General features: G+C 69.4%; 25 protein-coding genes and 1 pseudogene. 11 read left to right on the top strand and 15 right to left on the bottom strand.

Features of this window, described 5'->3' with window-relative positions:
• The first annotated feature begins 45 nt into the window (after positions 1-45).
• The 7 genes and pseudogenes from KIH07_RS21730 to KIH07_RS21700 all read left to right on the top strand — a co-directional run bounded on the left by KIH07_RS21730 (position 46) and on the right by KIH07_RS21700 (position 6009).
• A complete protein-coding gene (locus KIH07_RS21730; protein ID WP_226493950.1) occupies positions 46-1743 on the top strand; it encodes a molecular chaperone HscC in 1698 nt (565 codons plus the stop codon).
• Positions 1740-3212, top strand: a complete 1473-nt coding sequence (locus KIH07_RS21725) for a hypothetical protein (RefSeq protein ID WP_226493949.1) — start codon at positions 1740-1742, stop codon at positions 3210-3212. Before KIH07_RS21730 ends, KIH07_RS21725 begins: the two co-directional genes overlap by 4 nt.
• A gap of 66 nt (positions 3213-3278) precedes the next feature.
• A complete protein-coding gene (locus KIH07_RS21720; protein ID WP_068174079.1) occupies positions 3279-3806 on the top strand; it encodes a GbsR/MarR family transcriptional regulator in 528 nt (175 codons plus the stop codon).
• A gap of 116 nt (positions 3807-3922) precedes the next feature.
• Entirely contained in the window at positions 3923-4375 is a 453-nt protein-coding gene (locus KIH07_RS21715; RefSeq protein ID WP_226493948.1) for a thiol-disulfide oxidoreductase DCC family protein, read from the top strand.
• Positions 4372-5135 (top strand): annotated as a pseudogene (locus tag KIH07_RS21710) (NAD-dependent epimerase/dehydratase family protein). The gene KIH07_RS21715 and the pseudogene KIH07_RS21710 overlap by 4 nt, the downstream one beginning before the upstream one ends.
• Positions 5135-5530, top strand: a complete 396-nt coding sequence (locus KIH07_RS21705) for a DoxX-like family protein (RefSeq protein ID WP_226493946.1) — start codon at positions 5135-5137, stop codon at positions 5528-5530. The pseudogene KIH07_RS21710 and the gene KIH07_RS21705 overlap by 1 nt, the downstream one beginning before the upstream one ends.
• Positions 5530-6009 (top strand): DUF2269 family protein, encoded by a 480-nt coding sequence (locus tag KIH07_RS21700; RefSeq protein ID WP_226493945.1) that lies wholly within the window; start codon positions 5530-5532, stop codon positions 6007-6009. Before KIH07_RS21705 ends, KIH07_RS21700 begins: the two co-directional genes overlap by 1 nt.
• A gap of 7 nt (positions 6010-6016) precedes the next feature.
• On the opposite strand, the gene KIH07_RS21695 is transcribed toward KIH07_RS21700, so the two are convergent.
• The 4 genes from KIH07_RS21695 to KIH07_RS21680 all read right to left on the bottom strand — a co-directional run bounded on the left by KIH07_RS21695 (position 6017) and on the right by KIH07_RS21680 (position 10292).
• Positions 6017-7162, bottom strand: coding sequence for a glycoside hydrolase family 19 protein (locus KIH07_RS21695; protein ID WP_226493944.1), 1146 nt, complete (start codon positions 7160-7162; stop codon positions 6017-6019).
• Between the two features lie 32 nt (positions 7163-7194).
• Positions 7195-7782 carry a hypothetical protein gene (locus tag KIH07_RS21690; RefSeq protein ID WP_226493943.1) on the bottom strand — a complete coding sequence of 196 codons (588 nt, stop codon included), beginning with the start codon at positions 7780-7782 and terminating at the stop codon, positions 7195-7197.
• A gap of 113 nt (positions 7783-7895) precedes the next feature.
• The gene (gene yjjJ, locus KIH07_RS21685; protein ID WP_226493942.1) at positions 7896-9242 is read right to left on the bottom strand and encodes a type II toxin-antitoxin system HipA family toxin YjjJ; all 1347 of its coding nucleotides are present in this window, start codon (positions 9240-9242) and stop codon (positions 7896-7898) included.
• Positions 9243-9350: 108 nt separating this feature from the next.
• Positions 9351-10292, bottom strand: coding sequence for a glutaminase (locus KIH07_RS21680; RefSeq protein WP_226493941.1), 942 nt, complete (start codon positions 10290-10292; stop codon positions 9351-9353).
• 238 nt (positions 10293-10530) lie between these two features.
• Between KIH07_RS21680 and KIH07_RS21675 the strand changes: the two genes are divergently transcribed.
• Positions 10531-10974: a hypothetical protein gene (locus KIH07_RS21675; protein WP_226493940.1), complete on the top strand. Its 444-nt coding sequence runs from the start codon at positions 10531-10533 to the stop codon at positions 10972-10974.
• Positions 10975-10986: 12 nt separating this feature from the next.
• On the opposite strand, the gene KIH07_RS21670 is transcribed toward KIH07_RS21675, so the two are convergent.
• Positions 10987-11625 (bottom strand): DUF924 family protein, encoded by a 639-nt coding sequence (locus KIH07_RS21670; RefSeq protein WP_226493939.1) that lies wholly within the window; start codon positions 11623-11625, stop codon positions 10987-10989.
• A 135-nt stretch (positions 11626-11760) separates the two neighbouring features.
• On the opposite strand from KIH07_RS21670, the gene KIH07_RS21665 reads away from it, so the two are divergent.
• Positions 11761-12207 (top strand): hypothetical protein, encoded by a 447-nt coding sequence (locus KIH07_RS21665; protein ID WP_226493938.1) that lies wholly within the window; start codon positions 11761-11763, stop codon positions 12205-12207.
• An 8-nt stretch (positions 12208-12215) separates the two neighbouring features.
• On the opposite strand, the gene hutG is transcribed toward KIH07_RS21665, so the two are convergent.
• The 5 genes from hutG to hutU are packed head-to-tail and all read right to left on the bottom strand — an operon-like array spanning position 12216 to position 18217.
• The gene (hutG, locus tag KIH07_RS21660; protein WP_226493937.1) at positions 12216-13154 is read right to left on the bottom strand and encodes a formimidoylglutamase; all 939 of its coding nucleotides are present in this window, start codon (positions 13152-13154) and stop codon (positions 12216-12218) included.
• Positions 13151-14365: an imidazolonepropionase gene (hutI, locus tag KIH07_RS21655; protein WP_226493936.1), complete on the bottom strand. Its 1215-nt coding sequence runs from the start codon at positions 14363-14365 to the stop codon at positions 13151-13153. Before hutI ends, hutG begins: the two co-directional genes overlap by 4 nt.
• Positions 14362-14946, bottom strand: a complete 585-nt coding sequence (locus KIH07_RS21650) for a HutD family protein (protein ID WP_226493935.1) — start codon at positions 14944-14946, stop codon at positions 14362-14364. Before KIH07_RS21650 ends, hutI begins: the two co-directional genes overlap by 4 nt.
• Before the next feature lie 7 nt (positions 14947-14953).
• A complete protein-coding gene (hutH, locus tag KIH07_RS21645; RefSeq protein ID WP_226493934.1) occupies positions 14954-16495 on the bottom strand; it encodes a histidine ammonia-lyase in 1542 nt (513 codons plus the stop codon).
• 24 nt (positions 16496-16519) lie between these two features.
• Positions 16520-18217, bottom strand: coding sequence for a urocanate hydratase (gene hutU / locus KIH07_RS21640; RefSeq protein WP_226493933.1), 1698 nt, complete (start codon positions 18215-18217; stop codon positions 16520-16522).
• 161 nt (positions 18218-18378) lie between these two features.
• On the opposite strand from hutU, the gene hutC reads away from it, so the two are divergent.
• Positions 18379-19095 carry a histidine utilization repressor gene (gene hutC, locus KIH07_RS21635; RefSeq protein ID WP_264182060.1) on the top strand — a complete coding sequence of 239 codons (717 nt, stop codon included), beginning with the start codon at positions 18379-18381 and terminating at the stop codon, positions 19093-19095.
• 168 nt (positions 19096-19263) lie between these two features.
• Here the strand turns inward: hutC and KIH07_RS21630 are convergent, their stop codons facing one another.
• Genes KIH07_RS21630 through KIH07_RS21610 form a run of 5 tightly spaced genes read right to left on the bottom strand, consistent with a single transcriptional unit; the run spans position 19264 to position 22859 of the window.
• A complete protein-coding gene (locus KIH07_RS21630; protein ID WP_226493931.1) occupies positions 19264-20064 on the bottom strand; it encodes a LytR/AlgR family response regulator transcription factor in 801 nt (266 codons plus the stop codon).
• On the bottom strand, positions 20061-21125 hold the full coding sequence (locus KIH07_RS21625; RefSeq protein ID WP_226493930.1) for a sensor histidine kinase: 1065 nt from the start codon (positions 21123-21125) through the stop codon (positions 20061-20063). Before KIH07_RS21625 ends, KIH07_RS21630 begins: the two co-directional genes overlap by 4 nt.
• 12 nt (positions 21126-21137) lie before the next feature.
• Positions 21138-21452 (bottom strand): 2TM domain-containing protein, encoded by a 315-nt coding sequence (locus tag KIH07_RS21620; protein ID WP_226493929.1) that lies wholly within the window; start codon positions 21450-21452, stop codon positions 21138-21140.
• Positions 21453-21492: 40 nt separating this feature from the next.
• Positions 21493-22566, bottom strand: a complete 1074-nt coding sequence (locus KIH07_RS21615) for an alpha/beta hydrolase family protein (RefSeq protein WP_226493928.1) — start codon at positions 22564-22566, stop codon at positions 21493-21495.
• Complete coding sequence (locus tag KIH07_RS21610) at positions 22563-22859, bottom strand: 2TM domain-containing protein (RefSeq protein ID WP_226493927.1); 297 nt, start codon at positions 22857-22859, stop codon at positions 22563-22565. The genes KIH07_RS21615 and KIH07_RS21610 overlap by 4 nt, the downstream gene beginning before the upstream one ends.
• Positions 22860-23103: 244 nt before the next feature.
• On the opposite strand from KIH07_RS21610, the gene KIH07_RS21605 reads away from it, so the two are divergent.
• A complete protein-coding gene (locus KIH07_RS21605) occupies positions 23104-23697 on the top strand; it encodes a DUF1439 domain-containing protein (RefSeq protein WP_226493926.1) in 594 nt (197 codons plus the stop codon).
• The last annotated feature ends 70 nt before the right edge of the window (positions 23698-23767 follow it).

Raw genomic sequence — 23767 nt, 5'->3', positions numbered from 1 at the left:
CGTAAGATCGCTCGTTTGCTGGAACTGAGCCCGGAGGGAAATTGCATGTTGGTAGGGATTGACCTGGGAACGACCCATTCGCTGATTGCGCATTACGGACCGCAGGGGCCGGCGTTGATACCGAATGCCTTGGGCGAAACACTGACGCCGTCGGTGGTGGCGGTGGACGAACAGGGCAGGGTGTTGGTGGGGCAGGCCGCCAAGGACCGGCTGATCACGCATCCCCAGGCCTCGGTGGCGACCTTCAAGCGCTGGATGGGGAGTGAACGCCAGACATCGCTGGGAAGCGGGCATTACCGGCCCGAGCAGTTGTCGGCCTTGGTGCTGCGTTCGCTGCTGGACGACGCCCGTGCCCACTTGGGCACGGAAGTGACCGAGGCGGTCATCAGCGTTCCGGCGTATTTCTCGGACGCGCAGCGCAAGGCCACGCGCCAGGCCGGTGAAATGGCCGGGGTGAAGGTGGAGCTGCTGGTGAACGAGCCCACCGCTGCGGCCCTGGCCTACGGCCTGCAGCAGCTGGACCGCGAGAGCCGCTTTCTGGTCTTTGACCTCGGGGGCGGTACGTTGGACGTGTCAATCCTGGAGATGTTCGAAGGCGTGGTGGAGGTGAGCGCCAGCGCGGGCGACAACTGGCTGGGCGGCGAGGATTTTCTGGACGTGCTGGTCAAGGACTTTGCAGCGCGCTGTCTGCCGTCGGCAGGCATGGAGGGGCTGGTTCCGGGCGTGCGGGCGCAGATTCGGCGGCGGCTGGAGCAAGCCAAGAAGGCGCTGTCGTCTCAGGAACAGGTGAGTCTGGATGGCCTGTGCGGCGAGCAGACGGCGCCGTGGCAGATGTCCCAGGACAGGTTTGCCCAACTGTCCGAGCCGTTGTTGCAGCGCATGCGCGCACCGCTGGAGCGCGCGATCCGCGACGCGAAACTGCGGCCGGCCGATATCGACGAAGTGATCCTGGTGGGTGGGGCGTGCCGCATGCCCATGGCGGCACAGCTGGTGGCACGCATGATGGGGCGCCTGCCCTTGCGCCACGTCAACCCGGACCACGCCATTGCGCTGGGTGCTGCCGTGGCCGCCGGTATGAAGGCCAACGACCAGCGCCTGCGCGAGGTGGTGCTGACCGACGTGTGTCCCTACTCGCTGGGTACCGACGTGGGCCGCCAGCTGGAGGGCGGGAAGATCGACACCGGCTACTTTCACCCGATCATCCCGCGCAACTGCACGGTGCCGGTGAGCCGGGAAGAGACCTTTTACCCGCTGACAGACCGGCAGACCCAGGTGCAGATCGGGGTCTACCAGGGCGAGAGCCCGTGGGTGCGCAACAACATACAACTGGGCGAATTGAGCATGCCGCTGGGGGCCGCCGGGCACAGCGGTGAGCGAGGTGTCCGTGTGCGGTTTACCTACGACGTGAACGGCATTCTTCAGGTTGAGGCGTGGCCCCTGGCCGGCGGCGAGCGCCACGAGCTGGTGCTGCAACAGGGTGAGACAACCTTGTCGGCCGATGAGCTGAGGGCGCGCATTGCGGCGCTGGATGCTTTGAAGGTCCACCCTCGCGAGCAGCAGGAGAACGTGGCCCTTCTGGCACGTGCCGGGCGCGTGTATGAGGAATACATCCACGACCGGCCCGATGTGCAGCAATGGATCGTGCTGTTCCGCCAGGCGCTGGACACCCAGGACCTGCGTGTGGTCAAGGAGCACCGGGAGGCCTTGCGGGAACGGCTGGACGGCGTAGAGGGTGCGCGATGAGCTGGGCCTTTGAACACCTTGGCCTGCGGCCAGATGCGCAGGAGCGCGACGTCAAGCGCGCCTATGCGCGGCTGTTGAAAGACACCCGGCCGGCGGAAGACCCGGAGGGTTTCCAGCGTCTGCGTGAGTCGTATGAGGCAGCGCTCGCACAGGTGGCTTTCCAGGAGCCGGTTGCCGTCGATCCGCCCATCACCACCATCGAACCGGGCGCTGCTGTGGCCCCTCCGGCTGAGGTCGAGGCTGTTGAGCCTTCCGGGCCAATTGCCGCGCCCGCAGCTGCGCCGGCCCCCGCGCCGGAAGGCAAGCAGGTGACCCTGACGCCGGTCGATATCGCCCGTATGCTGCTGGATCGGGTTGCCGAGCAACCCACACCGGAGGCGGTGCAGCAATGGCTGGCCGAACAGGAGATTTTGTGGCGGCTTGACCTCAAGCACGCGGTGGCCGACGTGCTGCCTTGGGTGCTGGAGGATTTCGAGGGGCCGCTGCTGGCAGACAGCCTGGATGTCTTGTGGGCCTTTTTCGATCTGGACCAGGTAAGCGATGGCGCACATGTCGGTCAAACCTATGCCTACCAGCACAAGCGGCACGAACTGAGCATGCGCTGGCTGATGGTCGGCGAAAACCGGGCGTGGTTGAACTTGCCGGTGAATCTGCAGCGCCTGCAGGCGGCCTGGGCTCCGGGTTTCGTGGGTGTGAGCTACGCCTTGGCCCGACTCGGCCGGCATCTGGGCTGGGTCAGCCGTCCGGCCGGGCTGTGGCTGAACGTGCTGCGGGCCTTGCGTTGGGGACAGATGGATCAGATGGTCCAACTGCTGGCATGGCTCAGCAACGAATGGCGCGACGCGTTGGCACCGCCGTTGAGCGGTGACCAGGTGCGTTTCTGGCTCCGTGCGCACGACCACACCCGCTTCAGCAAGGAGCGGCTGGCTGTGGTGTTTGCCCAGTGCACAGTGGCATTGTTGCTGGGAATCTTGCCGCTGGCGGTCGCCCGGCTGGATCGCGATGGCTGGTCCGGCGCGGAATGGGACTTCGAGCTGAGCGCTGTGGCCTTGGGTCTTGCCGTTGCGATGTACCGGGGACTGTGGATGCCGCTGGTGCATTGGCAGGCGCGGCCGGAGGCGGAGGTGGATCGTCTGGCTTGGCTGCACGCCTTGTGCGTGCCCTTGATCGTGCTGATCGGCGGGCTGGTCAGGGAAGGGCTGGACCTGCCCAGTGTGGCATTGGTGATCTGGATGTGGGCTGGTTGGCTGGTGTTCTACCGTTTCCGCGGCCGGCAGGGCTTTCTCGGCTCATCGGTTGGCGGGTGGTGGTGGCTCTTCCTGCTGCTTGGCGCAAAAGCGCTGGCGGTTCTTTTCGCCATGTTGCTGGCGGTGGGCTACTGGGTGGCGGCGGTGTTGCTGGGGCTGTGGGCCTGGGAGCTGTACAAGGCCCGGCCTTTGGCGCTGGCGCGGACAGCTGTGCCGTCCTGAGCGATGGTGGGCGGTAGCTAATTTCTGTCTTGACAGAAATTTCTGATGGCGCCTAACATCCACCCCATGGAACTCACCGAAACCTCCCGCCGTTTTGTGCTGCACTGGGGCGAAATGGGCACCGCCTGGGGCGTGAACCGCACCGTGGCGCAGATCCATGCCCTGCTGTTTTTCCACGGCCGCCCGCTGCATGCCGAAGAGATCGCCAACACCCTGGTGGTGGCCCGCTCCAACGTGAGCAACAGCCTCAAGGAGCTGCAGGGTTGGGGGCTGATCCGGCCGACGCAGGTGCTGGGCGACCGGCGCGATTATTTTGAAACCTCGTCCGACGTATGGGAGCTGTTTCGCACCATCGTGCGCCAGCGCAAGGAGCGCGAGTTTCAGCCCACGGTGCAGATGCTGCAGGCGCTGGTGAACACGCCGGAATTCGAGGCCGAGTCGGCCGACGCGCAAGACCGTGTGCGCGAAACGCTGCGCTTCATGCAGACCCTGGGCGTGTGGACGGACGAGATGCTGCGCCTGTCGCCCGCCACGCTGGAAAAGGTGATGCGCCTGGGCGCTTCGGTGCAGAAGTTCGTGCGCTCGGACGGCTGAACCGCCGCCCGGGCTTTTTTTTGACTATGAATTTCTGTTTTGACAGAAATAACAGAATAAACGGAATCGATCGAATCAACGGAATCCAAGGAATCCACAAAGGAAGGAGCGATGCGATGAACCAGAACCTCTACCCCTTGACCCTGTATTACGACGGCGCCTGCCCACTGTGCATGGCCGAGATGAGCAACCTGATGCTGCGCAATGAGCGTGCGCAGCGCCTGCGCTTCGTGGACATCGCGGCGCCGGGCTTTGTGGCGCCGACCGGCGTGACGCGGGACGACCTGGCGCGGCTGCTGCACGCGCAGGCGCCCGACGGCTCCTGGCTGCGCGGGGTGGACACCTTTGTGGCCATGTACGGGGCGGTGGGCATTTCTTGGGTGGCACGCTCGCTGAGCGCGCCCCGGCTGCGGCCGCTGGCCGACCGGCTGTACCCCTGGGTGGCGGGCCACCGGCATCTGTTTCCGCGCTGGCTGGCGCACGCGGTCTTCGAGACGGCCCTGCGGCGCGCGGCGCGCCAATCGGTGCCGGCCTGTGCCGATGGTGTCTGCCGGAGGGACGGATCATGAACGTCTGGTTGCTGGGTGCTTCGGGGTTTGTGGGGCGGCATGTGGCGCAGGCGCTGCAGGCGGCGGGGCACACGCTGGTGAGCCGCCCGCGGGTGGACATGGCGCGGGCCACGGCGGCCGACGACTGGGTGCCCTACCTCTCGGGCGTGGACGCGGTGGTGAACACGGTGGGGTCGGCGTGCGGCGGGTGGTGCAGGTCTCGGCCCTGGGCATCGAGGGCAACCCCACCGCCTACGCCCGCAGCAAGCGAGCGGCCGACGAGCACCTGCTGGCGTTGGCCGCTCGCGGCGCGCTGGAGGCGGTGGTGTTGAGGCCGAGCATCGTGGTGGGCGAGGGCGGCGCGTCGAGTGGGCTGTTCCGCGCGCTGGCACGGCTGCCGTTGCTGCTGCTGCCAGCGCCGGTCGCGCGCGGGCTGGCGCAGCCGCTGCACGTCGACGACCTGGCGGCGGCGGTGGTGGCCAGCCTGCGGTCCGACGCGCAGGGCAGGCTCGAACTGGCGGGCCCCGAGGTGTTCACGCTGCAGGCGCTGATCGCGCACTGGCGCGAGGCCATGGGGCACGGGCCGGCCCGCGTCGCGCTGCTGCCCGATGCGCCGAGCCGCTGGAGCGCGCGGCTGGGGGACGCCGTGCCGCTGACGCCCTGGTGCAGCGAAACGCTGGCTCTGCTGGCCCAGCCCAACACGGCCGACGCGGCACCGCTGGAGCGGCTGCTGGGGCGACCACCGGTGTCGGTGCGGCAGTGGCCGCAGGAGGCGCTGTGATGCACGAACACGAAGCCAATGCAAGCCTGAGCGCGGTCGAGCGCTGGAGCCTGGTGGCCCTGTGGTGGGGCACGGCGGGGGTGTCGTGGCTGGGCTGGGGCGGCATCAGCCACGGGCTGGTGCGCCAGCCCGGCTGGGTGCCCGAGGCCTGGGTGTCGGCCCTGGTGGCCGGCGGCATCGCGCTGGACCTGGCCATGGGCCTGTGGCTGGCGCTGCGGCCCGGGGCGTGGGCTTGCCGCGCTGGCGTGGCCGTGGTGCTGGTGTTCAGCGCGCTGGCCACGGCCATGGTGCCGCAGCTGTGGCTGCACCCCCTGGGGCCTTTGCTCAAGAACCTGCCGATCCTGGCCTTGCTGTGGCGCGGCAGCCGGTGGAACCTTCTGGAGGTTGGATCGTGATGAACCTGTACTTGTGGATCAAGACCCTGCACGTGCTCTCCAGCGTGGTGCTGGTGGGCACCGGCTTTGGCACCGCTTTTTACCTGTTCATGGCCAACCGCAGCGGCTCGGTGCCGGCGCAGGCGGTGGTGTCGCGCCTGGTGGTCAAGGCCGACCTGTGGATGACCACGCCGACGGTGATCATCCAGCCGCTCAGCGGCTTCGCGATGGCGGCGATGGCCGGCTGGCCGCTGAGCACCCCGTGGATCGCGCTGGCGCTCGCGCTCTATGCGCTGGCCGGCGCCTGCTGGCTGCCGGTGGTGGCGCTGCAGGTTCGCATGGCGCGCCTGGCTTCGGCTGCACAGGCGCGTGGCGACACCGCGTTGCCCGAGGTCTACTGGCGCATGGCGCGCTGGTGGGAAGGGCTGGGCTACCCGGCCTTCGTGGCGATGATGGCGGTGTTCGCGCTGATGGTGCTCAAGCCGCCGCTGTGGGGCTGACGAAGTCTCACATGGACATCGCGGGCGATGCCATGGAGCGGGTGGGGGCCTGGGCGGGCGCTGCGTCGTGGGCCTGGACTTGGTTCTGCGCCGGAGACTGGTCGGCCTGCGCCATCCGGGCGATGGACTGTTGGGTTTCGGTGTTGGCGGCGGCGCGGGCGTTGAGCGCGCCGTCTTTGAGGGTCAGGCCGTCGTACTGGGCAAAGCGGATCTGCCCGTCGGCGACCTTCAGGTGGGTGATGCCGGTCAGCCCCTGTTCGCGCGCCTGCCGGGCCAGCGCGTACACGGTGTTGTCCATGCCGGGGTCCCAGGGCAATTGGTGTTTGTCGGCGAGCGCCCGGACGTGTTGCCCGCTGTCCTGGATCAGGCGCAGGCTTTGGGGCGAGAGCTGGTGGTCGGGCTTGAGTTGCAGGGGTTGGTTGAGGGCCTCCGGGGCGGCGGGGCGTTGGGCCGCCGGCTCGTCGGGCGCCAGGGGATGGCGCGCCAGGGCTTCTTGCAAGTAGCCCTTGTTGAGTGCGGTTTCCCAGGCGGCGGCGTTGGCCTGGCGGTCGGGGAGGCCTTTGGGATTTTTGTGGCGAGCGGTTCCCGTGTTGATGATGGAGCCCGCCATGGCCACGTCTGTACGGGCCTGGACGTTGCCGTGCACCGTGGTTTTCCAGTACTGGACCGCCAGCTTCTCGGCATTGCCTGGGTCTGCGGCCAGCTCGGGGTGGTTGACCAGGTCGATCCCGGCCGCTTTGCCGTGTGCGGTGTAGTTGTATCGCCCGGTCAGCTGCATGTAGCCGCGTCCGCGGAAGGTGTACCCGTCACCGGGCTCGGTGTTGCCCAGTTTGGTTTTGCCCTCTTGCCCGCCGTATACCTGCTCTGCGATGGCTTGCTGGCGCTCGGTGCGGTCGGGAATCTGGGCAAGCTCCTGCGCCTTGGCGGCGGTCAGCCCGTTGCGGTCTCTGAACACGTCGTAGAGGCGGTTGCCGCTGTAGTTCAGGTTCTCTTCAAGACGCGAGAAATTCTGGCTCTCGTGCTGGACTTGCCCCATGAAGTTGGCAAGCTCCTTGGGCTCGGTGATACCGCTGCGATAAGCCGTCACCAATAGGGATTCGGCGCGCTGGCGTTGTTTATCCGAGTCCAGATGGGGGATGTCCGGGTTTGGCATCGCTCGACCTCATCTTTCGAAAGACGGCCTGTTCACCGGCTCCACCCTCGGGTCTTGACCCATTCAGGATCCTCGATCATTCGCGACATGAACGAGTCGATGTGGTCACGGTTGATTTTGCGTGCACACAGTGTGCGGTCCTTGAGGTTGCCCAGAGGCCAGTCCTGCGGCGCGTTCTCCGGAGTGGCGTCGACCGGTTCCTGAATATCCAGGCTGAAGTGAAGAAAGCTGCCTTTGTCGGTGTTCACCCACATGTGCGGACTGGCGCCCGCCGTTGACATCGAAAAGGTCATGTGCTGCTTGTAGTCCGCCGGTTGCGCCGGGTACTGGAACTGCACCTGGCCCCGCAGGGTGCCGACCACGACATACGCATACCCCGGGTTGTCCTGGGGCGCGCCTTTGAATTCGTTGAACTTCGGCGAGCCGCACAGCGACAGCACGCGCTTGTCAGCCAGCTCGCAGGAGAAGCCGACGACTTCCTGGGGCTTGCACAGATGGGAGATGGGGCCTGTGGGGACCGCGGGGCCGGCGGCGCAGGCGCTCAGCGACAGAGCAGCGAGCGCTCCAAGAACCAAGGGGGCTGCGGCCAGGCCGCCAATGCGTGGCTGTTGTTTGTTCATGTTGGTATTCAGACCGCCGATGTGTCCCGGCGGTGCGTATGTGTGACAGGTGGCCGATTGTGCCGTCTGCGGTGTGCGCTGCAATCCCTCAAACGCGGCAGCGAAAGGTGTGGTCAGAGCCCGGCCACGAGCGCGGCGTTGGCCTGGGCCATCGCCCGGAACCCGGCGCTGATGCGCGCATCGTCTGCCACGAGCAGCCAGAACCCGGTGGCCAGCGCGCGCGCCTGGGGCCACACGGCCAGGGTGTGCACGCTGGGGCGCGGCGGCTGGGCGGCGAAGTCGCGCGGCACCAGTTCACCGGCCACGGGGGCGTAGAGCATGGGCAGCATGTCGTAGGCGGGGGCGAGCTGCCAGCGGTGGTCGCGCAGCAGCAGCGAGATGTTGCCGTGGTGGCGGTCGGTGTTGGCGATCAGCGCGCCAAAGGCGTCGAGCAGGCAGAGGGTGGTCACATCGGCCGCGCTCAGGCGCTCGGAGCCGGCCTGGTCGGAGCGGCGGGCGGTGTCGACCCAGTTGGTGCCCTGGCCGATGTACTGGCGGTCGTAGACCTCGAGCGAGACCATGCCCACACGGCCTTGCGGCGTGCGGTCGAAACGGCGGCTTTCGAGGAAGACGCGGCCCTCGGCCTCGATGAGTTCGGTGTGGGCGGCGCTGATGCCGGCGTCCGCCAGGGTGTGCAGGGCCAGGGCTTCGCAGACCAGCAGGTCGCGCCAGCGCTGGTCGGTGGCGCTCTCGCTGGCCGGGGAGAACTTCACCAGCACCGGGTGCCCTTCGCGCAGCGCGCTGAACTTGGGCTGCTCGCCGCCGGCGCTGGAACCGGCCAGGGTCTGGCCCAGCGCCTGTGCGGCCAGGGCAGGGTATTGCACGGCGGGCGCGTTCACCACGGGCGCGCGGCTGCGCTGCGGCGCGGGCAGGCTCAGGAAGCGGTCGAACGCGGCGGTGCCGACGACGAGGTTGCCGGGCAGGTCTTCGCCAGCGTTGACCAGCGCTTTCAAGATGTGGTCGTCGCTCCAGTGCTGCAGGTTGGCGGGCAGTTGAAGGGCCGGGTGCGTGTCGACAAAGCCCCGACCGAGAAAGCCCTGGGGCCGCATGTCGTAGAGAAACCAGGGCAGGCTGGGGTGGTAGGCGCTGCTGCCGTGCGCCTTGTCGGCTTCGTCCATCCAGAAGCCGCCGCCGGCCAGCGGGTAGAGCGTGCCGAACGGGCGCAGCTCGCCTTGCGGTGTGACTTCATGGATGGGCACCTGGCGGCCCACGCCCTCCACCTCGCGCGGCAGCAGGTAGCGCCGCGCCCGCGCCGCGCCCACCGCCACCACCTGGCCGCCGGCCACCAACGGCGCCAGCAGGCGCGACAGGGTGGGCTGGCTGATGCCCAGGCCTTGCCGCAACTGGGCGCCGCCGGCTTGGCCGCCCAGGCTGCGCAGGGCCTGCAGCAGCCCGCTATCGGTGGGGTTTTGGGGGCTCATGAATGAATTTATGAATGAATACTTGAATTGAATTTTCAATGAAAACCCATTGTTTATCAATGGTTTTCAAGAAAACATGCCATCTCAAGCCCATTCAACCGAATGCATTCAGAGCGTGTTGTGCCCCCAGCCCGTGAGCTGCACCAGCCGCTCCAGCGCGAAGGCGCCGAGCACCGAATTGCCTTTGGCGTCCAGCTCGGGCGCCCACACCGCCACGGTGCCCACGCCGGGCACGATGGCCACGATGCCGCCGCCCACGCCGGTCTTCACCGGCAGGCCGATGCGGTAGGCGAAGTCGCCCGCGGCGTCGTAGGCGCCGCAGGTGAGCAGCAGGGCGTTGACGCGGCGGGTGTCGTCGGCGCTCAGAAACTGCTCGTCGGGCTGGCCCTGGTGGCCAAGATCGCGGCCGCCGTTGGCGAGGAACATGGTGGCCTGCGCGAGCTGGGCGCAGCTCATTTCGGTGGCGCACTGGCGGCAGTAGTTGTCCAGCACCAGCTCGGGCGGGTTGTGGAAATTGCCGTGGCTCTTCATGAAGTAGGCCATGGCCATGTTGCGGTGGGCGGTGTCGCGCTCGCTTTTGGCGATGCGGGCGTTCCAGTGCAGCCCGGGGTCGTCGGCCAGGCGGCGCAGGGCGCCGAGCAGGGCGTAGTCGAGGTGGGCGTAGCGGGTGGTGAGGATGTCGGTGATGACGAGCGCGCCCGCGTTGATGAAGGGGTTGCGCGGGATGCCGTTTTCCGTTTCCAGCTGCACGATGGAGTTGAACGCGGCGCCCGAGGGCTCGCGGCCCACGCGTTGCCAGAGTTCGTCGCCCACGAGCTTGAGCGCCAGCACGAAGGTGAAGAGCTTGGTGATGCTCTGCAGGGAAAAGGGCGTGTGGGCGTCGCCGACGGCGTGGGTTTCGCCATTGCACAGCGCCACCGCCATGCCGAACTGGCGCGGCGGCACCTCGCCCAGGGCGGGGATGTAGTCGGCCACGCGGCCCTGGCCAAACAGGGCCTGGGCTTCGGTGTGGATCTGGTCCAGGAGGGCGGGCAGGTGGCGGCGGGGCATGGCGCGCATTCTAGGGGCGGTGTGCGGCCCGCAAAGGCCCGTATGCCGGGCTGCGAGGGTGGGTATGCAAGATGAACATCGGGCCGGGCTGGCTCCGGCCCGAGCCGGGTGCACCGCAGGGTGTGCGTTTGTACCGGCCGCCGCGGGCCGGGCGACAAGGGGCGGGGCCAGGGGGCTCAGCGGTTCGCGCTTTCGTATATGGTGGGATGAACCGTTCCCTGCCATCCGACCCTACGCCATGATCACCGACGACCCCGACACCATGCCCGACGCCGAGGACACGCGCTGGCTCGAGACCCACGCCGACGACGTGTTCCTGCCCTCGGTGCGGGTGCAACTGGCGTGGCGCGATGTGGAAGCCGCTGTGGAGCGGGGTGCCATCGTGCCGTCGGAGGCGCATGCGCTGTGGGCGAGCTGGGCCATGCCCGGCAGCCCCACGCGCGTGGTCGCGCCGAGCACCGCCCCGGTGCCAAAACCCCGCTCGGAGCCGGCCGAGCTGCCGCTGGAGTCCACCTTGATCAGCCCCATGCCGCGCATGGTCGAGGCGGCGCCGCCGGTCGAGCCTTCTTTCCAGGCCGCCGGCCAGGATGGGCCGGGCCTGGCGCGCCGGCTGGTCACGGCCCTGGGCCTGGTCGCCGTGGGCGCTGTGCTGTCGGCGCTGGCGCTGCGCACCTGGTCCTGAGGCCCGGCGCCGTCACTGCCCGAAGCGCGGGCCGTTCGTCAGGAAGGCTTCTTCGGCCGAGGTGTTGGCGCGGCCCAGCGCCGCGTTGCGGTGGGGGAAGCGCCCGTAGGTGGCGATGATGTCGCGGTGCAGGTGGGCAAAGCGCAGGTTGCCCGCCAGGGTGTCGCGCAGCTCGGGCGTGGCGCCTTCGAGCAGTGCGCTGAAGCGCGAGACGCATTCGTCTTGCAGGTCCAGGTGTTCGGCGTGCATGAGCGGCATGTAGAGAAACACCCGGCCCACGCGGGGCAAGGCGGCGTCCTGCCCCAGCGCCAGGGTCCGCAACACCAGCTGCTGCGCCCGGGCGTCGCCCGCGAACGCGCGCGGCTGGCCGCGAAACACGTTGCGGGGGAACTGGTCCAGCAACACGATGAGCGCCAGCCGCGTTTCCGGGCTGGCTTCCCAGGCCTGGCAGCCGCCGTCCAGCGCGGCGTTCACCAGCGGGCCGAAGCGCTCGGTGATCTGCTGGTCCAGCGCGCTGTCGCCGCCAAACCACAGGGCGTTGCGGTCGTCGGCGGGCCAGTCGCTTTGCAGGGCGTCGCCGAACCAGAAGTCCAGCACCTCCAGCGCCATGGACACGGGAGTCGGGGTGGTCGGTGGGGTGTTGGCGTTCATGGCGGTCTTTTTCTGGGGGCTCGGCGGCTGGTTACGTCTGGCAACGTCTTTGACCGAGCATGCGGTACAGGTTACAGGGGATTTGTTTGTAATACGCGTACGGGGCCACAATAGCTCTGCAACCAGGAGATAACCATGAACACGATGTCTTTGAGCACCCACTGGAGCCGCAGCTCCGCCTGGGCCCGCGGTCTCGCGATCGCCGCACTGGCCGCTGGGGGCTGGGCCATGTCTGGCGTGGCCACCCAGGCTCACGCCAGGGGAGACGTCTACTGGTCCGTTGGCGTGAATTCACCCGGCGTGTCCGTGGGCGTGTCGAACGCGCCGCCGGTGGTGTATTACCCGCCGCCGGTGTATTCCTACGGCCGCCCGGTGGTGGTCTATGAAGAACCGGTGGTGGTGCACCGCCCGTACCGCTACGTGCGCCCCGTGGTGGTGGCGCCGGCGCCGGTGTATTACCACCCCGGCCGGGGCCACGGCCACCGTTGGGGGCACCGCCACGGCCACGGCCGCGATTGGGACGATGACCGCCGCGACAACCGCTGGGACGATGACGACCGCCGCGATTACTACCGCCGCTGAGTGAAGCCTCAGGCGCGGCTGCGCGCAATGCGCGCCGCCACCCGTGCCGCCACCCGGGCTGTCAGGCCATCGCGGTCCAGCGCCGGGTTGAGTTCGGCAATGTCGGCCGCCACCAGGCGGCCCGACGCCAGCACCTGATCAATCAGCCGCTCCACCTGCGCCAGCGGCATGCCCAGCGGGGCGGGTGCCGACACCCCCGGGGCCTGCGCCCCGGGCAGCACATCCAGACACACCGTGAGATACACCGCATCGCAGCGCGCGAGGTCGGTGGCCAGCGCCTGCTGCGCGTCGCGCAGGCCTGCGGCGTCCTGCAGGCCGTCGTCGAGCCAGTAGCGCACGTCCATGGCATGGGCGCGGTCGAACAGGGCCTGGGTGTTGGCGAATCGGCTGATGCCAAAAACGCGGTAGTTGAAGGGCTGGCCGCGTTCGGCGCACCAGTCGTGCATCTGGCGAAACGGCGTGCCCGAATTGCCCTGGGCGGCCACGCGCAGGTCGAAGTGGGCGTCGAGGTTGACCACCAGCAGGCGGCTGGCGTCGGGCCGGGCCTGCACGATGCCCTGAAAAGTGCCCCAGGCCATTTCGTGGCCACCACCGAGCACGAGCGGCAGGCTGCCGCGCGCCAGGGCCCCGGCCACGCGCTCGCCCAGTTGCGCCTGCGCGGTTTCGAGCGCGCCGTCGGCGCAGCTCACATCGCCCGCGTCCCACAGCGCCGGCTCGCCCAGCACCGGCAGGTTGGCCAGCGCACCACGCAGTGCCAGCGGCCCGAGGGCGGCGCCGGTGCGCCCGGCGTTGCGGCGCACGCCTTCGTCCACGCCAAAGCCGATTAGCGTGACACCGCCGGTGCTGTCGGCGGCGGCGGGCCGAACGCGATGGTGCCAGCGGGTGCTGACGCCGGTTTCTTCGGCGTCTTCACGGCCGCGCCATTCAAAGGTTTCTGTCGGGTTCATGGGTGCTCCAGACCCGCCGCGATCACGCGGCGGCAGGGGTTGCGGCCAAACCAGTAGGCCAGTTCGTTCGGGTGCTCCAGCTCCCAGGCCACGAAGTCGGCGCGCTGGCCGGCGGTGAGCTGGCCGCGGTCGTGCAGGCCCAGCGCCCGCGCGGCGTGCAGCGTGATGCCCTGCACCGCTTCCAGCGGCGTGAGGCGGAACAGCGTGCAGGCCATGCTGGCCATGAGCAGCAGCGAGAGGCCTGGCGAGGTGCCGGGGTTGTGGTCGGTGGACACGGCCATGGGCACGCCGGCCGCGCGCAGCGCCGCGATCGGCGGCAGCTTGGTTTCGCGCAGGAAGTAATACGCGCCGGGCAGCAGCACGGCCACGGTGCCGGCGGCTTGCATGGCGGCGATGCCGTCGTCGCTCAGGTGTTCGAGGTGGTCGCACGAGAGCGCGCCGAACGAGGCCGCGAGCGCCGCGCCGCCCTGGTCGGAGAGTTGCTCGGCGTGCAGCTTGACGGGCAGGCCCAGGGCTTTGGCCGCTTCAAAGACGCGGCGCGTTTGTGCGGGGCTGAAGCCGATGTTTTCACAGAAGGCATCGACCGCGTCCACCAGGCCCTGCGCGTGCAGTTCGGGCAGCCAGGCGCAGACGGCGGCGATGTAGTCGTCGGGTCGGCCGTCGAATTCGGGCGGCAGGGCGTGGGCGCCGAGGAAGGTGGTTCGCACATCCAGGCGTTGCTCGGTGCCGAGCCGGCGCGCCACGCGCAGGCAGCGCGCTTCGGCCTCCAGCGAGAGCCCGTAGCCCGATTTGATTTCCAGCGTGGTCACGCCTTCGGCCATGAGGCAGCGGGCGCGCTGCGTGGCGCTGGCCAGCAGCGCGTCTTCGCTGGCGGCGCGGGTGGCCGCGACGCTGGAGCGGATGCCGCCACCGGCTCGCGCGATGGCTTCGTAGCTCGCGCCCTGCAGGCGCTGCTCGAACTCGGCCGCGCGCTGGCCGCCGTAGACCAGGTGGGTGTGGCAGTCCACCAGGCCGGGGGTGAGCAGTGCGCCGCCGAGGTCCACCTCGTGCGCCGGTCGGGCGTGGGCCGGCAGGCCGCGGTTCGGGCCGACCCAGGTGATGCGCTCGCCTTCGGTGAGCAGAGCGCCGTCTTCGACCAGGCCCCAGCCGTCGGCGCCGTGGCTGAGGTCCAGCGTGGCGATGCGGGCGTTGTGCCAGAGGGTGGTGGTCATGGTCTTGTGCCTTCGGGGATGTGGTGCAGCCACCAGCCGACGGCTGGTGCGGGGACGTCCGGTTCGAAGCGCCAGCCGCCCGGCGGCGGTGCATCGAACCAGAGCAGGCTGAGGGCGGGCAGGGGGCGCTGCTGGTCGCCGTTGCGCCAGCGGCCGGGCACCCGCGCGAACAGGCCGGCCTGGGCGCTGGCGGGGGCTGACCATGCAGCGCCGGGCGATACGGCGGCCATGCCGCCCGTGCCGCCGCGAACCATGAGGTTGAGGTCGCGCACCGGGCCGCCGGTCAGGCGGCAGCCGGGCGTGGCGGCACCGTCGAAGGCCAGCGGCGCATCGCCGGGGCGCAGCGTCAGCGGGTGGTCGGCGAAGTCCAGCGCCACGCCCTCGCCCGACAACAGCGTGAACCAGCGCCGCACGCCGGGGAAGGCCGAGAAAGGGCCGTCAACGGCGATGTCGGCCACGCTGATGCGCAGCCGCCAGTCCGCCGGGCCGGGCCAGGCCAACAGCTCGAGCGTGACACCACCACCGTTGCGCCACGGCGTGGCCGGGGTGCTGTCGACGGTGACGATGGAGGCGGTGTTCACGGCGCGCTCAGCCCGCCCACACGGAGGCAAACAGGTCCTGGTGCGCGGCACCGGCCGCACCCTCCAGCACCAGCCGGCGCGCGGCTTCGATGTCCGGCGCGAACAGGCGGTCCTTGTCGTAGAACGGCACCTGGGCGCGCAGCGTGGCGTGGGCCTGGGCCAGGCGCGGCGAGGTGGCGAGCGGGCGGTGGAAGTCCACGCCCTGCGCGGCGGCCAGCCACTCGATGCCGAGGATGGTGGCGGCGTTGTCGGCCATCTCGGCCAGGCGGCGCCCGGCGTAGGTGGCCATGCTCACGTGGTCTTCCTGGTTGGCGCTGGTGGGCAGGCTGTCGACACTGGCGGGGTGGGCGTGCGACTTGTTTTCCGAGGCCAGCGCGGCGGCCGTGACGTGCGCGATCATGAAGCCGCTGTTGAGGCCGGGGTTGTCCACCAGGAAGGGCGGCAGGCCCGAGAGCGTGCTGTCGATCAGCAGCGCGATGCGGCGCTCGGAGATCGCGCCGATCTCGGCGATGGCCAGGGCCAGCGTGTCGGCGGCGAAGGCCACCGGCTCGGCGTGGAAGTTGCCGCCCGAGAGCACCTCGTTGGTGTCGGTGAACACCAGCGGGTTGTCGGTGACGGCGTTGGCTTCGGTGAGCAGGGTGCGCGCGGCGTTGGCGATGAGGTCGCGGCAGGCGCCCATGACCTGCGGCTGGCAGCGCAGGCTGTAGGGGTCCTGCACGCGCTCGTCGTCCACCACGTGCGAGAGGCGGATCTGGCTGCCCGCGAGCAGGGCGCGCGTGGCGGCGGCCACGGCGATCTGGCCGGGCTGGCCACGCACGGCGTGGATGCGCGGGTCGAACGGCGCGTCGCTGCCCTTGGCCGCGTCCACGCTGAGCGCGCCGGTCACGGTGCCGGCTTCGAGCAGGCGCTCGGCCATGAAGAGGCCGTGCAGCGCGAGCGCGGTGGACACCTGGGTGCCGTTGATCAGCGCCAAGCCTTCCTTGGCCGCGAGCGTGAGCGGCGCAATGCCGGCGGCCTTGAGCGCGGCGGCGGCGGGCAGCCATTCGCCGTTCACGCGTACCTCGCCTTCGCCCATCAGGGCCAGCGTCATGTGCGAGAGCGGCGCGAGGTCGCCCGAAGCGCCGACCGAGCCCTTGACCGGGATGCGCGGCGTGATGCCGGCGTTGAGCAGCGCGAGCAGGGTGTCGATGACCACCGGGCGCACGCCCGAATAACCGCGCGCGAGGCTCGCCGCCTTCATCAGCACCACGAGGCGCACCGTGGCGTCGCTCATGGGCTCGCCGGTACCCACCGAGTGCGACAGGATCAGGTTGCGCTGCAGCAGCTCCAGCTGGTCGTCGGGGATGCGCGTCTTGGCGAGCTTGCCAAAGCCGGTGTTGATGCCGTAGGCCGCGTCGCCTTTGTGCACGATGGCGTGGATCGCCGCGGCCGAGGCCGCGATGCCGGCGTGGGCGCTGGCGTCCAGCTGCACCGCGACCGGTTGCTGCCAGACGGTGCGCAGGTCGGCCAGGCTCATCTGGCCGGGGTGGAGGGTGAGGGTGGGGGTCATATGGTGAATGTCTCGCATTTGTGTTCAAGCCACCATCGGGAGTTTCAAGCCTTGCTTCTTTGCGGTGGCAATCGCCAGTTCATAACCCGCATCCGCATGGCGCATCACGCCCGAACCGCAGTCGTTCACCAGCACGCGCGCCAGGCGTTCGGCGGCGGCATCCGTGCCGTCGGCCACGATCACCATGCCCGCGTGCTGCGAGTAACCCATGCCGACCCCGCCACCGTGGTGCAGGCTGACCCAGCTGGCGCCGCCGGCGGTGTTGAGCAGGGCGTTGAGCAGCGGCCAGTCGGAGACGGCATCGGTGCCGTCTTTCATGGCCTCGGTTTCGCGGTTGGGGCTGGCGACCGAGCCGGTGTCCAGGTGGTCGCGGCCGATCACGATCGGGGCTTTCAACTCGCCGTTCTTCACCATCTCGTTGAAGGCCAGACCGGCGATGTGGCGCTCGCCCAGGCCCAGCCAGCAGATGCGCGCGGGCAGGCCCTGGAAGGCGATGCGCTCGCGCGCCATGTCGAGCCAGCGGTGGGTGTGGTGGTTGTTCGGGAACAGTTCCTTGATCTTCGCGTCGGTCTTGTAGATGTCTTCCGGGTCGCCGGAGAGCGCGACCCAGCGGAACGGGCCCTTGCCCTCGCAGAACATGGGGCGGATGTAGGCCGGCACGAAGCCGGGGAAATCAAACGCGTTCTTCACGCCCTGGTCGAACGCGACCTGGCGGATGTTGTTGCCGTAGTCCACCGTGGGGATGCCCATGGCCTGGAAGTCCAGCATGGCCTGCACGTGCACCGCGCAGCCATGTGCGGCTTCATCTGTCAGCCGCTTGTGCTGCGCCGGGTCTTTCTGCGCGGCCTTCCACTGCGCCACGCTCCAACCGATGGGCAGGTAGCCGTTGATGAGGTCGTGCGCCGAGGTCTGATCGGTCACCAGATCGGGCTTGATGGCGCCGGCCTTCGCGCGCTTGACCAGCTCGGGCAGCACCTCGGCCGCGTTGCCCAGCAGAGCGATGGACACGGCTTCTTTCTTCGCCGTGTGTTCCTGGATGAGTTCCAGCGCGTGGTCAATGTCGCGCGCCTGTTTGTCCACGTAGCGCGTGCGCAGGCGGAAGTCGATGCTGCTCTGCTGGCATTCGATGTTGAGCGAGCAGGCGCCGGCCAGCGTGGCGGCCAGGGGCTGCGCGCCGCCCATGCCGCCGAGACCGGCGGTGAGGATCCAGCGGCCGGACAAATCGTTCTTGTAGTGCTGCTTGCCGGCTTCCACGAAGGTCTCGAACGTGCCCTGCACGATGCCCTGGCTGCCGATGTAAATCCAGCTGCCGGCGGTCATCTGGCCATACATGAACAGGCCCTTGCGGTCGAGCTCGTTGAAGTGTTCCCAGTTGGCCCACTTGGGCACCAGGTTGCTGTTGGCGATCAGCACGCGCGGCGCGTTGGCGTGGGTCTTGAACACGCCGACCGGCTTGCCGGATTGCACCAGCAGGGTCTCGTCGTCGTTCAGGTCTTTGAGCGAGGCGAGGATCTGGTCGAAGCAGGCCCAGTCGCGCGCGGCGCGGCCGATGCCGCCGTAGACGACCAGGTGCTGCGGGTTCTCGGCCACCTCGGGGTCGAGGTTGTTCTGGATCATGCGGTAGGCGGCCTCGGCGATCCAGTTCTTGCAGTTCAGCGTGGTGCCGCGCGGGGCGCGGATGACGCGGGTGGGGTCGAGGCGGGGGTCGGTGTGGGTGTTCATGGGCGGTTTCCTCGGGTCGGTCACGATGGTATGGCTATACATATAGAAACACACATCTTCAATATGTATATACAACTTTATCTGGCCATAATCCCTCCTGTCAATACCACTTCATCGGTTTGCACCCCGGTAGAAACCCTGTGAACAACGGTTCCACCCCATTGCCAGCCCCGACCGCCGACGACCGCACGCCCGCCTACCTGCGGGTGAAGCAGCATGTGCTGGCGCAGATCCAGAGTGGCATCTGGCAGGAGGGCGAGGCGATCCCGGGCGAAGAGGCGCTGGCGCGCACCTTCGGCGTGTCGCGCATGACGGTGAACCGCGCGATCCGCGAGCTGAGCGACGAGCAGATCGTGGAACGGGTGCAGGGCTCGGGCACCTACGTGGCGCAGCAGAAGTACCAGGCCACGCTGGTCGAGATCCGCAACATCGCCGAAGAGATCGCCGCGCGCGGCCACGTGCACCGCAGCGAGTTGCACAAGCTCGAACGCACCAAGGCCGGCGAGGCGCTGGGGCGGCAGTTCGGGCTGAAGGCCGAGCAGCCGCTGTTCCATTCGGTGGTGGTGCACTTCGAGAACGGCGAGCCGATCCAGGTGGAAGACCGCTACGTCAACCCGACGGTGGCGCCGGACTACCTGCAGATGGACTTCAACAGCCAGACGCCTAACGCCTACCTGATGCGGGTGGCGCCGCTGCAGGGCGTGCGCTTCGTGATCGAGGCCTGCCTGCCGCCGCGCGACGTGGCCGAGATGCTGCACATGGCGCCCGAAGAACCCTGCCTGGTGTTGCGCCGGCAGACCCATTCGCAGGGCCAGGTGGCGTCGGTGGCGGCGATGTGGCACCCGGCGGCGCGTTACCGGTTCACCGGCAGTTTCTAGGAACGCCCCCCTGCGCCGCTGCGCGGCTTCCCCCACCTCTCTGTCGCCTTCGGCGGGAGGGGAGACGCAGCCCTGTGGCCCGGCGGAGCCGGTTCCACGGCTGCCCTGGGTGAAGGCACGCGCTTCGGACCATGCCTCCACGCTCCGCCGCTGCGTGCGTCGCTGTGCCTACATCGCCTTGAAGCGCCCGGCGTAGAGGCGGCTGACGGGCAGGCGTTCCTTCAGGCCGCGCAGGTCAAGGCTGAGCTTGCCGGCTTCGTCGCGGTGCACGCTGTGGATGGCGGTGGCGCGCACCACGGTGCTCCGATGCACCTGCCAGAACAGGCTGGCGTCCAGCTGGGGAATGAGCTCCTTGAGGGGGGTGCGGATCAGCAGCTCGGTGTCTGCGGTGAGCACGCGCACGTATTTGTCGGCGGCCTCGAACACCAGCACCTCGTCGATCGGCACCAGCCGGATCTGCTGGCCCACGCTGGCCTGGATCACGCGCAGCGGCTCGCTTGGCGTGGCCGCCAGCGCGGGCGCGAGCAGGGCGCGCAGCTGGTTCAGCGTGTGTTCCAGCGGTGCGGCCACGTTGGCGGGGCTGCGCTGCGCCAGCACCTGCTGCACGCGCTGCACCGTGCGCGCCAGGCGCTCGGGCTGCACCGGCTTGAGCAGGTAGTCCACCGCCTGCGCCTCGAAGGCCTGCACGGCGTACTGGTCGTAGGCGGTGACGAACACGATGGCGGGAAACGGGGTGTCGGCGGGCCACTCGTCGGCGAGTTCGGCGGCGGCGTCCAGGCCGCTCTGGCCGGGCATGCGGATGTCGAGGAACAGCAGGTCGGGTTTCAGCCGCAGGGCCTCGGCCACGGCCGACCGGCCGTCGCCGACCACGGCCGCGATGCGCAGCGCCGGCCAGGCGCGCGCCAGCTCGGCCCGCAGGGCGGCGGCCAGCAGCGGTTCGTCTTCGGCGATCAGGGCGCTGGCGTTCATGGCCGCAGGGGCAGACGCAGGGTGGCGCGCGTGCCGCCGTCGGCCCCGGCGCACAGTGCCACGGTGGAGCGGCTGCCGTACACGGTGGCCAGGCGCTCGCGCACCTGGGCCACGCCAAAGCCCGGTCCGGTGGTGGTGCCGGTGGCGCCGGCCGGGGGCGCCAGACCGACGCCGGTGTCGGCCACTTCGAGCACCAGGTCGGGGCCCTCCTGGCGGGCGCTCACGCGGATGCTGCCGCCCTCCACCTTGGGCTCCAGTCCGTGCTGGATGCTGTTTTCCACCAGCGGCTGCAGCAGCAGCGCGGGCACGGGCTGGGCGGCGAGCGGGGCCGGCAGGTCCAGGGTGCAGCTCAGGCGCGGGCCCATGCGGATGCTCATCAGCGCGAGGTAGTCGCGCAGCCGGTCGAATTCGGCCTGCAGCGTGTGCGTGCTGTCGCTGTTGCGCGAGGCGGCCAGCGTGGCGCGCAGGTAGGCGATCATGTGGTCCAGCATGGTTTGCGCGCGGGCCGCGTCGGTGCCGATCAGCGCGCGCAGGTTGGCCAGGGTGTTGAACAGCATGTGGGGTTCGAGCTGGGCCTCCAGCAGTTTCAGCCGCGCTTCGTTGGCGTGCTGGCGCGCCTCGCGCATCTTGCGTTCGAGGTAGGCGCCTTTGTTGGCGCTGTAGAAATAGTAGGAAACCACCACGCCGGCCAGGGCCGTGATCAGGATCGAGGTGCGCAGTGGCGTGGCCGTGTTGGCGCCGCCCCCGGCCAGGTACCAGCCGTAGTGGCGGCACAGCTGGTCGGCCAGAAAGGTGCCCAGCAGGTAGCCGACGGTGATGCCCGTGAGCACCAGCAGCACGCCGGCCCAGCCCGGTGGCCAGCCGGTTTCGGCGGCCGACGGCATGAGTCGGCGCCCCAGATCGATGATGGCCCAGGCAAGCGTGCTGATGATCAGCGAGTACGCCACCGGTGGGCCATAGGGGCGCTCGGGCATGAAGGCGTACTGGAGCGTGGCGATCACCAGCGCAAAGGCCCACACCTGCAGGAGGTGCCGCAGCAGGGTGATGCCGTCGGGCTTCATGGTCTCTGGCGCTCAGCTGCCGCCTGGGCCGCGCCCACGCTGCAGCCGTTCGCGTTCTTTCTGCACCAGCCGTTCGCGCAGCCCGCTGCCGTTGCCCAGCACGAAGACCGAGATGCCGTGCAGAGCAAGGCCCAGACCCCAGCCCAGCACCGGAAAGATCGACCAGCGGCGCGCGCCGAGGCCGAACTCGGGGCCGAACTGCCAGAGCATGAACCAGCACAGGTTGACCAGCAGGTACACCGTGGCGTGGATGTACCAGCCCAGTTTGGCGCCGGCACGCCGGCGCGCCAGGTGTTCGATTTCGTCGGGGGACAAGGGGGTGTTCATGGGTGTGCGGGGCATTCTAGGGCGAGCCGGGGCGTGCGGTTCACGGGGGTGCCAGCAGGTGCTGCCGGAAGAAACCGGCGATCTGGCGGTCGACCTCGGGCAGCACGGCGCGATCGAAGCCGGGCGGGTCGCCCAGCAGGTCGTGTTCCAGGCTGCCGGGTGGGAACGGTGGCAGCGGCGACAGCATCGCGCCGTGGCCGGCCTCGGGCAGGTCGGCGATCACCACGCAGGGGCCGCAGGCCGCGCGCACCGCGCCCACGTGGAAGCGGGGCAGCTGGTTGACGTCGCGGCCCGCCACCACCAGACCGAGCGCAATGCGGGGCGCACGCAGCGAGTCCAGGTCGAAATCGGCCGCGAACGGCACGCTGGCCACGGCGGCCTGGATGCGCGGGTCGTGGTGGCTGTGCCAGCTGACGTCGTCAAAGCGCCAGCGGATCACGGCACGCGCCAGCGACAGTTTGAGGGGGTCGAGCACATCGCCGCGCAGCCGGGTGGTGAAGCCCACGCAGGATGGGAAGTCCTCCGCGATGTGGGCTTCACAGTGGTCGCGAAAACGGGTCGCCGACCAGCGCCCACCCGCCAGGGTCAGCGCCGTGTGGCCACCGGCCGAGCCACCGTACACGCCCACCCAGTCCAGTGCCAGCAAGGGGGCGAAGCGGGGGCTTTGGGCCAGCGCGTCGATGGCGCGCGAGACTTCGCCCGGGCGCCGTTTCCAGCTGGTGGGGCCGGGGTCGGTGAACCCGCCGGTGTGGTCGCCCCGGTGCTGGGGCACGGCCACCACGAAGCCCGCCTTCACCAGAGCGCCCGCCAGGTCGGCGTGCACCCACGGGTTGCCACCGGAACCGTGCGAGATCACCACCAGCCGCGCATTGCCGCGCACCGGTTCACCCTGCCAGGCCAGTTTCAGCGTGAAGGGCCCGCGCTGGAGCGGTTGCTCGCTGGCACTGGAGGGGTAGAACACCGTCACCGGGCCGTCGCCCGCCTGCCCCGGCAACTCGGTGAGACCGGTCGCGGCCCGGGCCGGGGTGGCCAGCAGCAGGCCCAGGCCCGCCAGGGCCAGCGCCGCGAGCCAGGCGGTGGGCTGGCGCCGCCCTGAAACCGGCGGCGCCTTCATGGGAGGCGCCTGGCCTCTTGCCCGGCCAACCGACGGCGTTCGCGGGTCAGCAGGTGCTGGTGCAGGTGCTGACCCTGCGGGCGCAGCCACACCACGGCGCCATGGATCAGCAGGCCGATGAGCCAGCCACCGGTGGGCAGGCCCAGCCATCCGCCGCGGTGGCCGGCCAGCCACAGCGCGGCGTTGACCAGGGCGAACACGGTGGCGTGGACCAGCCAGCCGGTCTGCTGGCCCGCCCGGCGGCGCGCCTGGCGCTCCAGTTCGGGGGACAACGGGGTTTGAAATGTGGGCATGGGGACTCCTTGTGGTGGGGCGGGAGGGGACTGCCAGGTGGAGCAGTGCGGGGACGTGGCGCGACTGTGCCGCGGGCGCAGAGCCGGCGCGAGCGGGTTGCGATGAAATGCCGTGGCGGGGGTGTGAAACGCCACCGGGTCGCGTGAACGGCGGTTCCTACAATGGAACACTGGCCCCACCGCGCCAGACCGCCAGCGCTTGGGCGGCGTGCGCGGTGCCGTCGTCCCCTCAGAGGAACACCGCATGACCCACCCCACCACCCGACGACAACTGTTCACCGCCTGTGCCCTGGGGGCCGGCGCGCTGCTGGTGCTGGCGCTGCCGGGCTGCGCCTCGCTGCGGCCCGGGCCCCGCACGGTGGACATCCCGGAGGCGAAACTGGTCGAAGCCGTGACGCGGCAGTTTCCGCACAACAGCCGCCTTCTCGACCTGTTCGACGTGTCCCTCACCTCGCCCCGGGTGCGCCTGATCCCGGCGGAGAACCGCATCGGCACCCAGCTCGATTTCACGGTGGGTACCCCGCTGGTGGAGACGCGCACGCAGCGCGGCACGCTGACCCTGAGCTACGGCCTGCGCCTGGAGCCCGTGGACAACACGGTGCGGCTCACCGGGGTGCGCATGGAAGGGCTGGACCTGCCCGGCATGTCGCCGGCCCATGCGGCGCGTTTCCGGCGGCTGGGCACCGATCTGGTGGAAAACCTGTTGCCCGATCTGGTGGTCTACCGCCTCAAGCCCAAAGACCTGGAGACGGCGCAAGGCTGGGGCTACCAGCCCGGCGGGCTGCAGGTGGTGCCCGGGGGGCTGCAACTGCGACTGGATCCGGTTCAACAGGAATAGCGCGCCGCGAGGGACTTGTTCAGCGTTGCCTTAGGATAGGCGGTGCTCAAACAGGCCAGCGGTTGGCCTG

The organism is Hydrogenophaga taeniospiralis (genome assembly GCF_020510445.1).
Classification (GTDB): Bacteria; Pseudomonadota; Gammaproteobacteria; order Burkholderiales; family Burkholderiaceae_C; genus Hydrogenophaga.
This window is presented reverse-complemented; position numbering and strand designations above follow the sequence as displayed.

Excerpts from the sequence above, each read along its gene's own strand:
- KIH07_RS21730 (WP_226493950.1), top strand. The coding sequence starts at position 46 with ATGTTGGTAGGGATTGACCTGGGAACGACCCATTCGCTGATTGCGCAT.
- KIH07_RS21725 (WP_226493949.1), top strand. The coding sequence starts at position 1,740 with ATGAGCTGGGCCTTTGAACACCTTGGCCTGCGGCCAGATGCGCAGGAG.
- KIH07_RS21720 (WP_068174079.1), top strand. The coding sequence starts at position 3,279 with ATGGAACTCACCGAAACCTCCCGCCGTTTTGTGCTGCACTGGGGCGAA.
- KIH07_RS21715 (WP_226493948.1), top strand. The coding sequence starts at position 3,923 with ATGAACCAGAACCTCTACCCCTTGACCCTGTATTACGACGGCGCCTGC.
- KIH07_RS21705 (WP_226493946.1), top strand. The coding sequence starts at position 5,135 with ATGCACGAACACGAAGCCAATGCAAGCCTGAGCGCGGTCGAGCGCTGG.
- KIH07_RS21700 (WP_226493945.1), top strand. The coding sequence starts at position 5,530 with ATGAACCTGTACTTGTGGATCAAGACCCTGCACGTGCTCTCCAGCGTG.
- KIH07_RS21695 (WP_226493944.1), bottom strand. The coding sequence starts at position 7,162 with ATGCCAAACCCGGACATCCCCCATCTGGACTCGGATAAACAACGCCAG.
- KIH07_RS21690 (WP_226493943.1), bottom strand. The coding sequence starts at position 7,782 with ATGAACAAACAACAGCCACGCATTGGCGGCCTGGCCGCAGCCCCCTTG.
- yjjJ (WP_226493942.1), bottom strand. The coding sequence starts at position 9,242 with ATGAGCCCCCAAAACCCCACCGATAGCGGGCTGCTGCAGGCCCTGCGC.
- KIH07_RS21680 (WP_226493941.1), bottom strand. The coding sequence starts at position 10,292 with ATGCCCCGCCGCCACCTGCCCGCCCTCCTGGACCAGATCCACACCGAA.
- KIH07_RS21675 (WP_226493940.1), top strand. The coding sequence starts at position 10,531 with ATGATCACCGACGACCCCGACACCATGCCCGACGCCGAGGACACGCGC.
- KIH07_RS21670 (WP_226493939.1), bottom strand. The coding sequence starts at position 11,625 with ATGAACGCCAACACCCCACCGACCACCCCGACTCCCGTGTCCATGGCG.
- KIH07_RS21665 (WP_226493938.1), top strand. The coding sequence starts at position 11,761 with ATGAACACGATGTCTTTGAGCACCCACTGGAGCCGCAGCTCCGCCTGG.
- hutG (WP_226493937.1), bottom strand. The coding sequence starts at position 13,154 with ATGAACCCGACAGAAACCTTTGAATGGCGCGGCCGTGAAGACGCCGAA.
- hutI (WP_226493936.1), bottom strand. The coding sequence starts at position 14,365 with ATGACCACCACCCTCTGGCACAACGCCCGCATCGCCACGCTGGACCTC.
- hutH (WP_226493934.1), bottom strand. The coding sequence starts at position 16,495 with ATGACCCCCACCCTCACCCTCCACCCCGGCCAGATGAGCCTGGCCGAC.
- hutU (WP_226493933.1), bottom strand. The coding sequence starts at position 18,217 with ATGAACACCCACACCGACCCCCGCCTCGACCCCACCCGCGTCATCCGC.
- KIH07_RS21630 (WP_226493931.1), bottom strand. The coding sequence starts at position 20,064 with ATGAACGCCAGCGCCCTGATCGCCGAAGACGAACCGCTGCTGGCCGCC.
- KIH07_RS21625 (WP_226493930.1), bottom strand. The coding sequence starts at position 21,125 with ATGAAGCCCGACGGCATCACCCTGCTGCGGCACCTCCTGCAGGTGTGG.
- KIH07_RS21620 (WP_226493929.1), bottom strand. The coding sequence starts at position 21,452 with ATGAACACCCCCTTGTCCCCCGACGAAATCGAACACCTGGCGCGCCGG.
- KIH07_RS21615 (WP_226493928.1), bottom strand. The coding sequence starts at position 22,566 with ATGAAGGCGCCGCCGGTTTCAGGGCGGCGCCAGCCCACCGCCTGGCTC.
- KIH07_RS21610 (WP_226493927.1), bottom strand. The coding sequence starts at position 22,859 with ATGCCCACATTTCAAACCCCGTTGTCCCCCGAACTGGAGCGCCAGGCG.
- KIH07_RS21605 (WP_226493926.1), top strand. The coding sequence starts at position 23,104 with ATGACCCACCCCACCACCCGACGACAACTGTTCACCGCCTGTGCCCTG.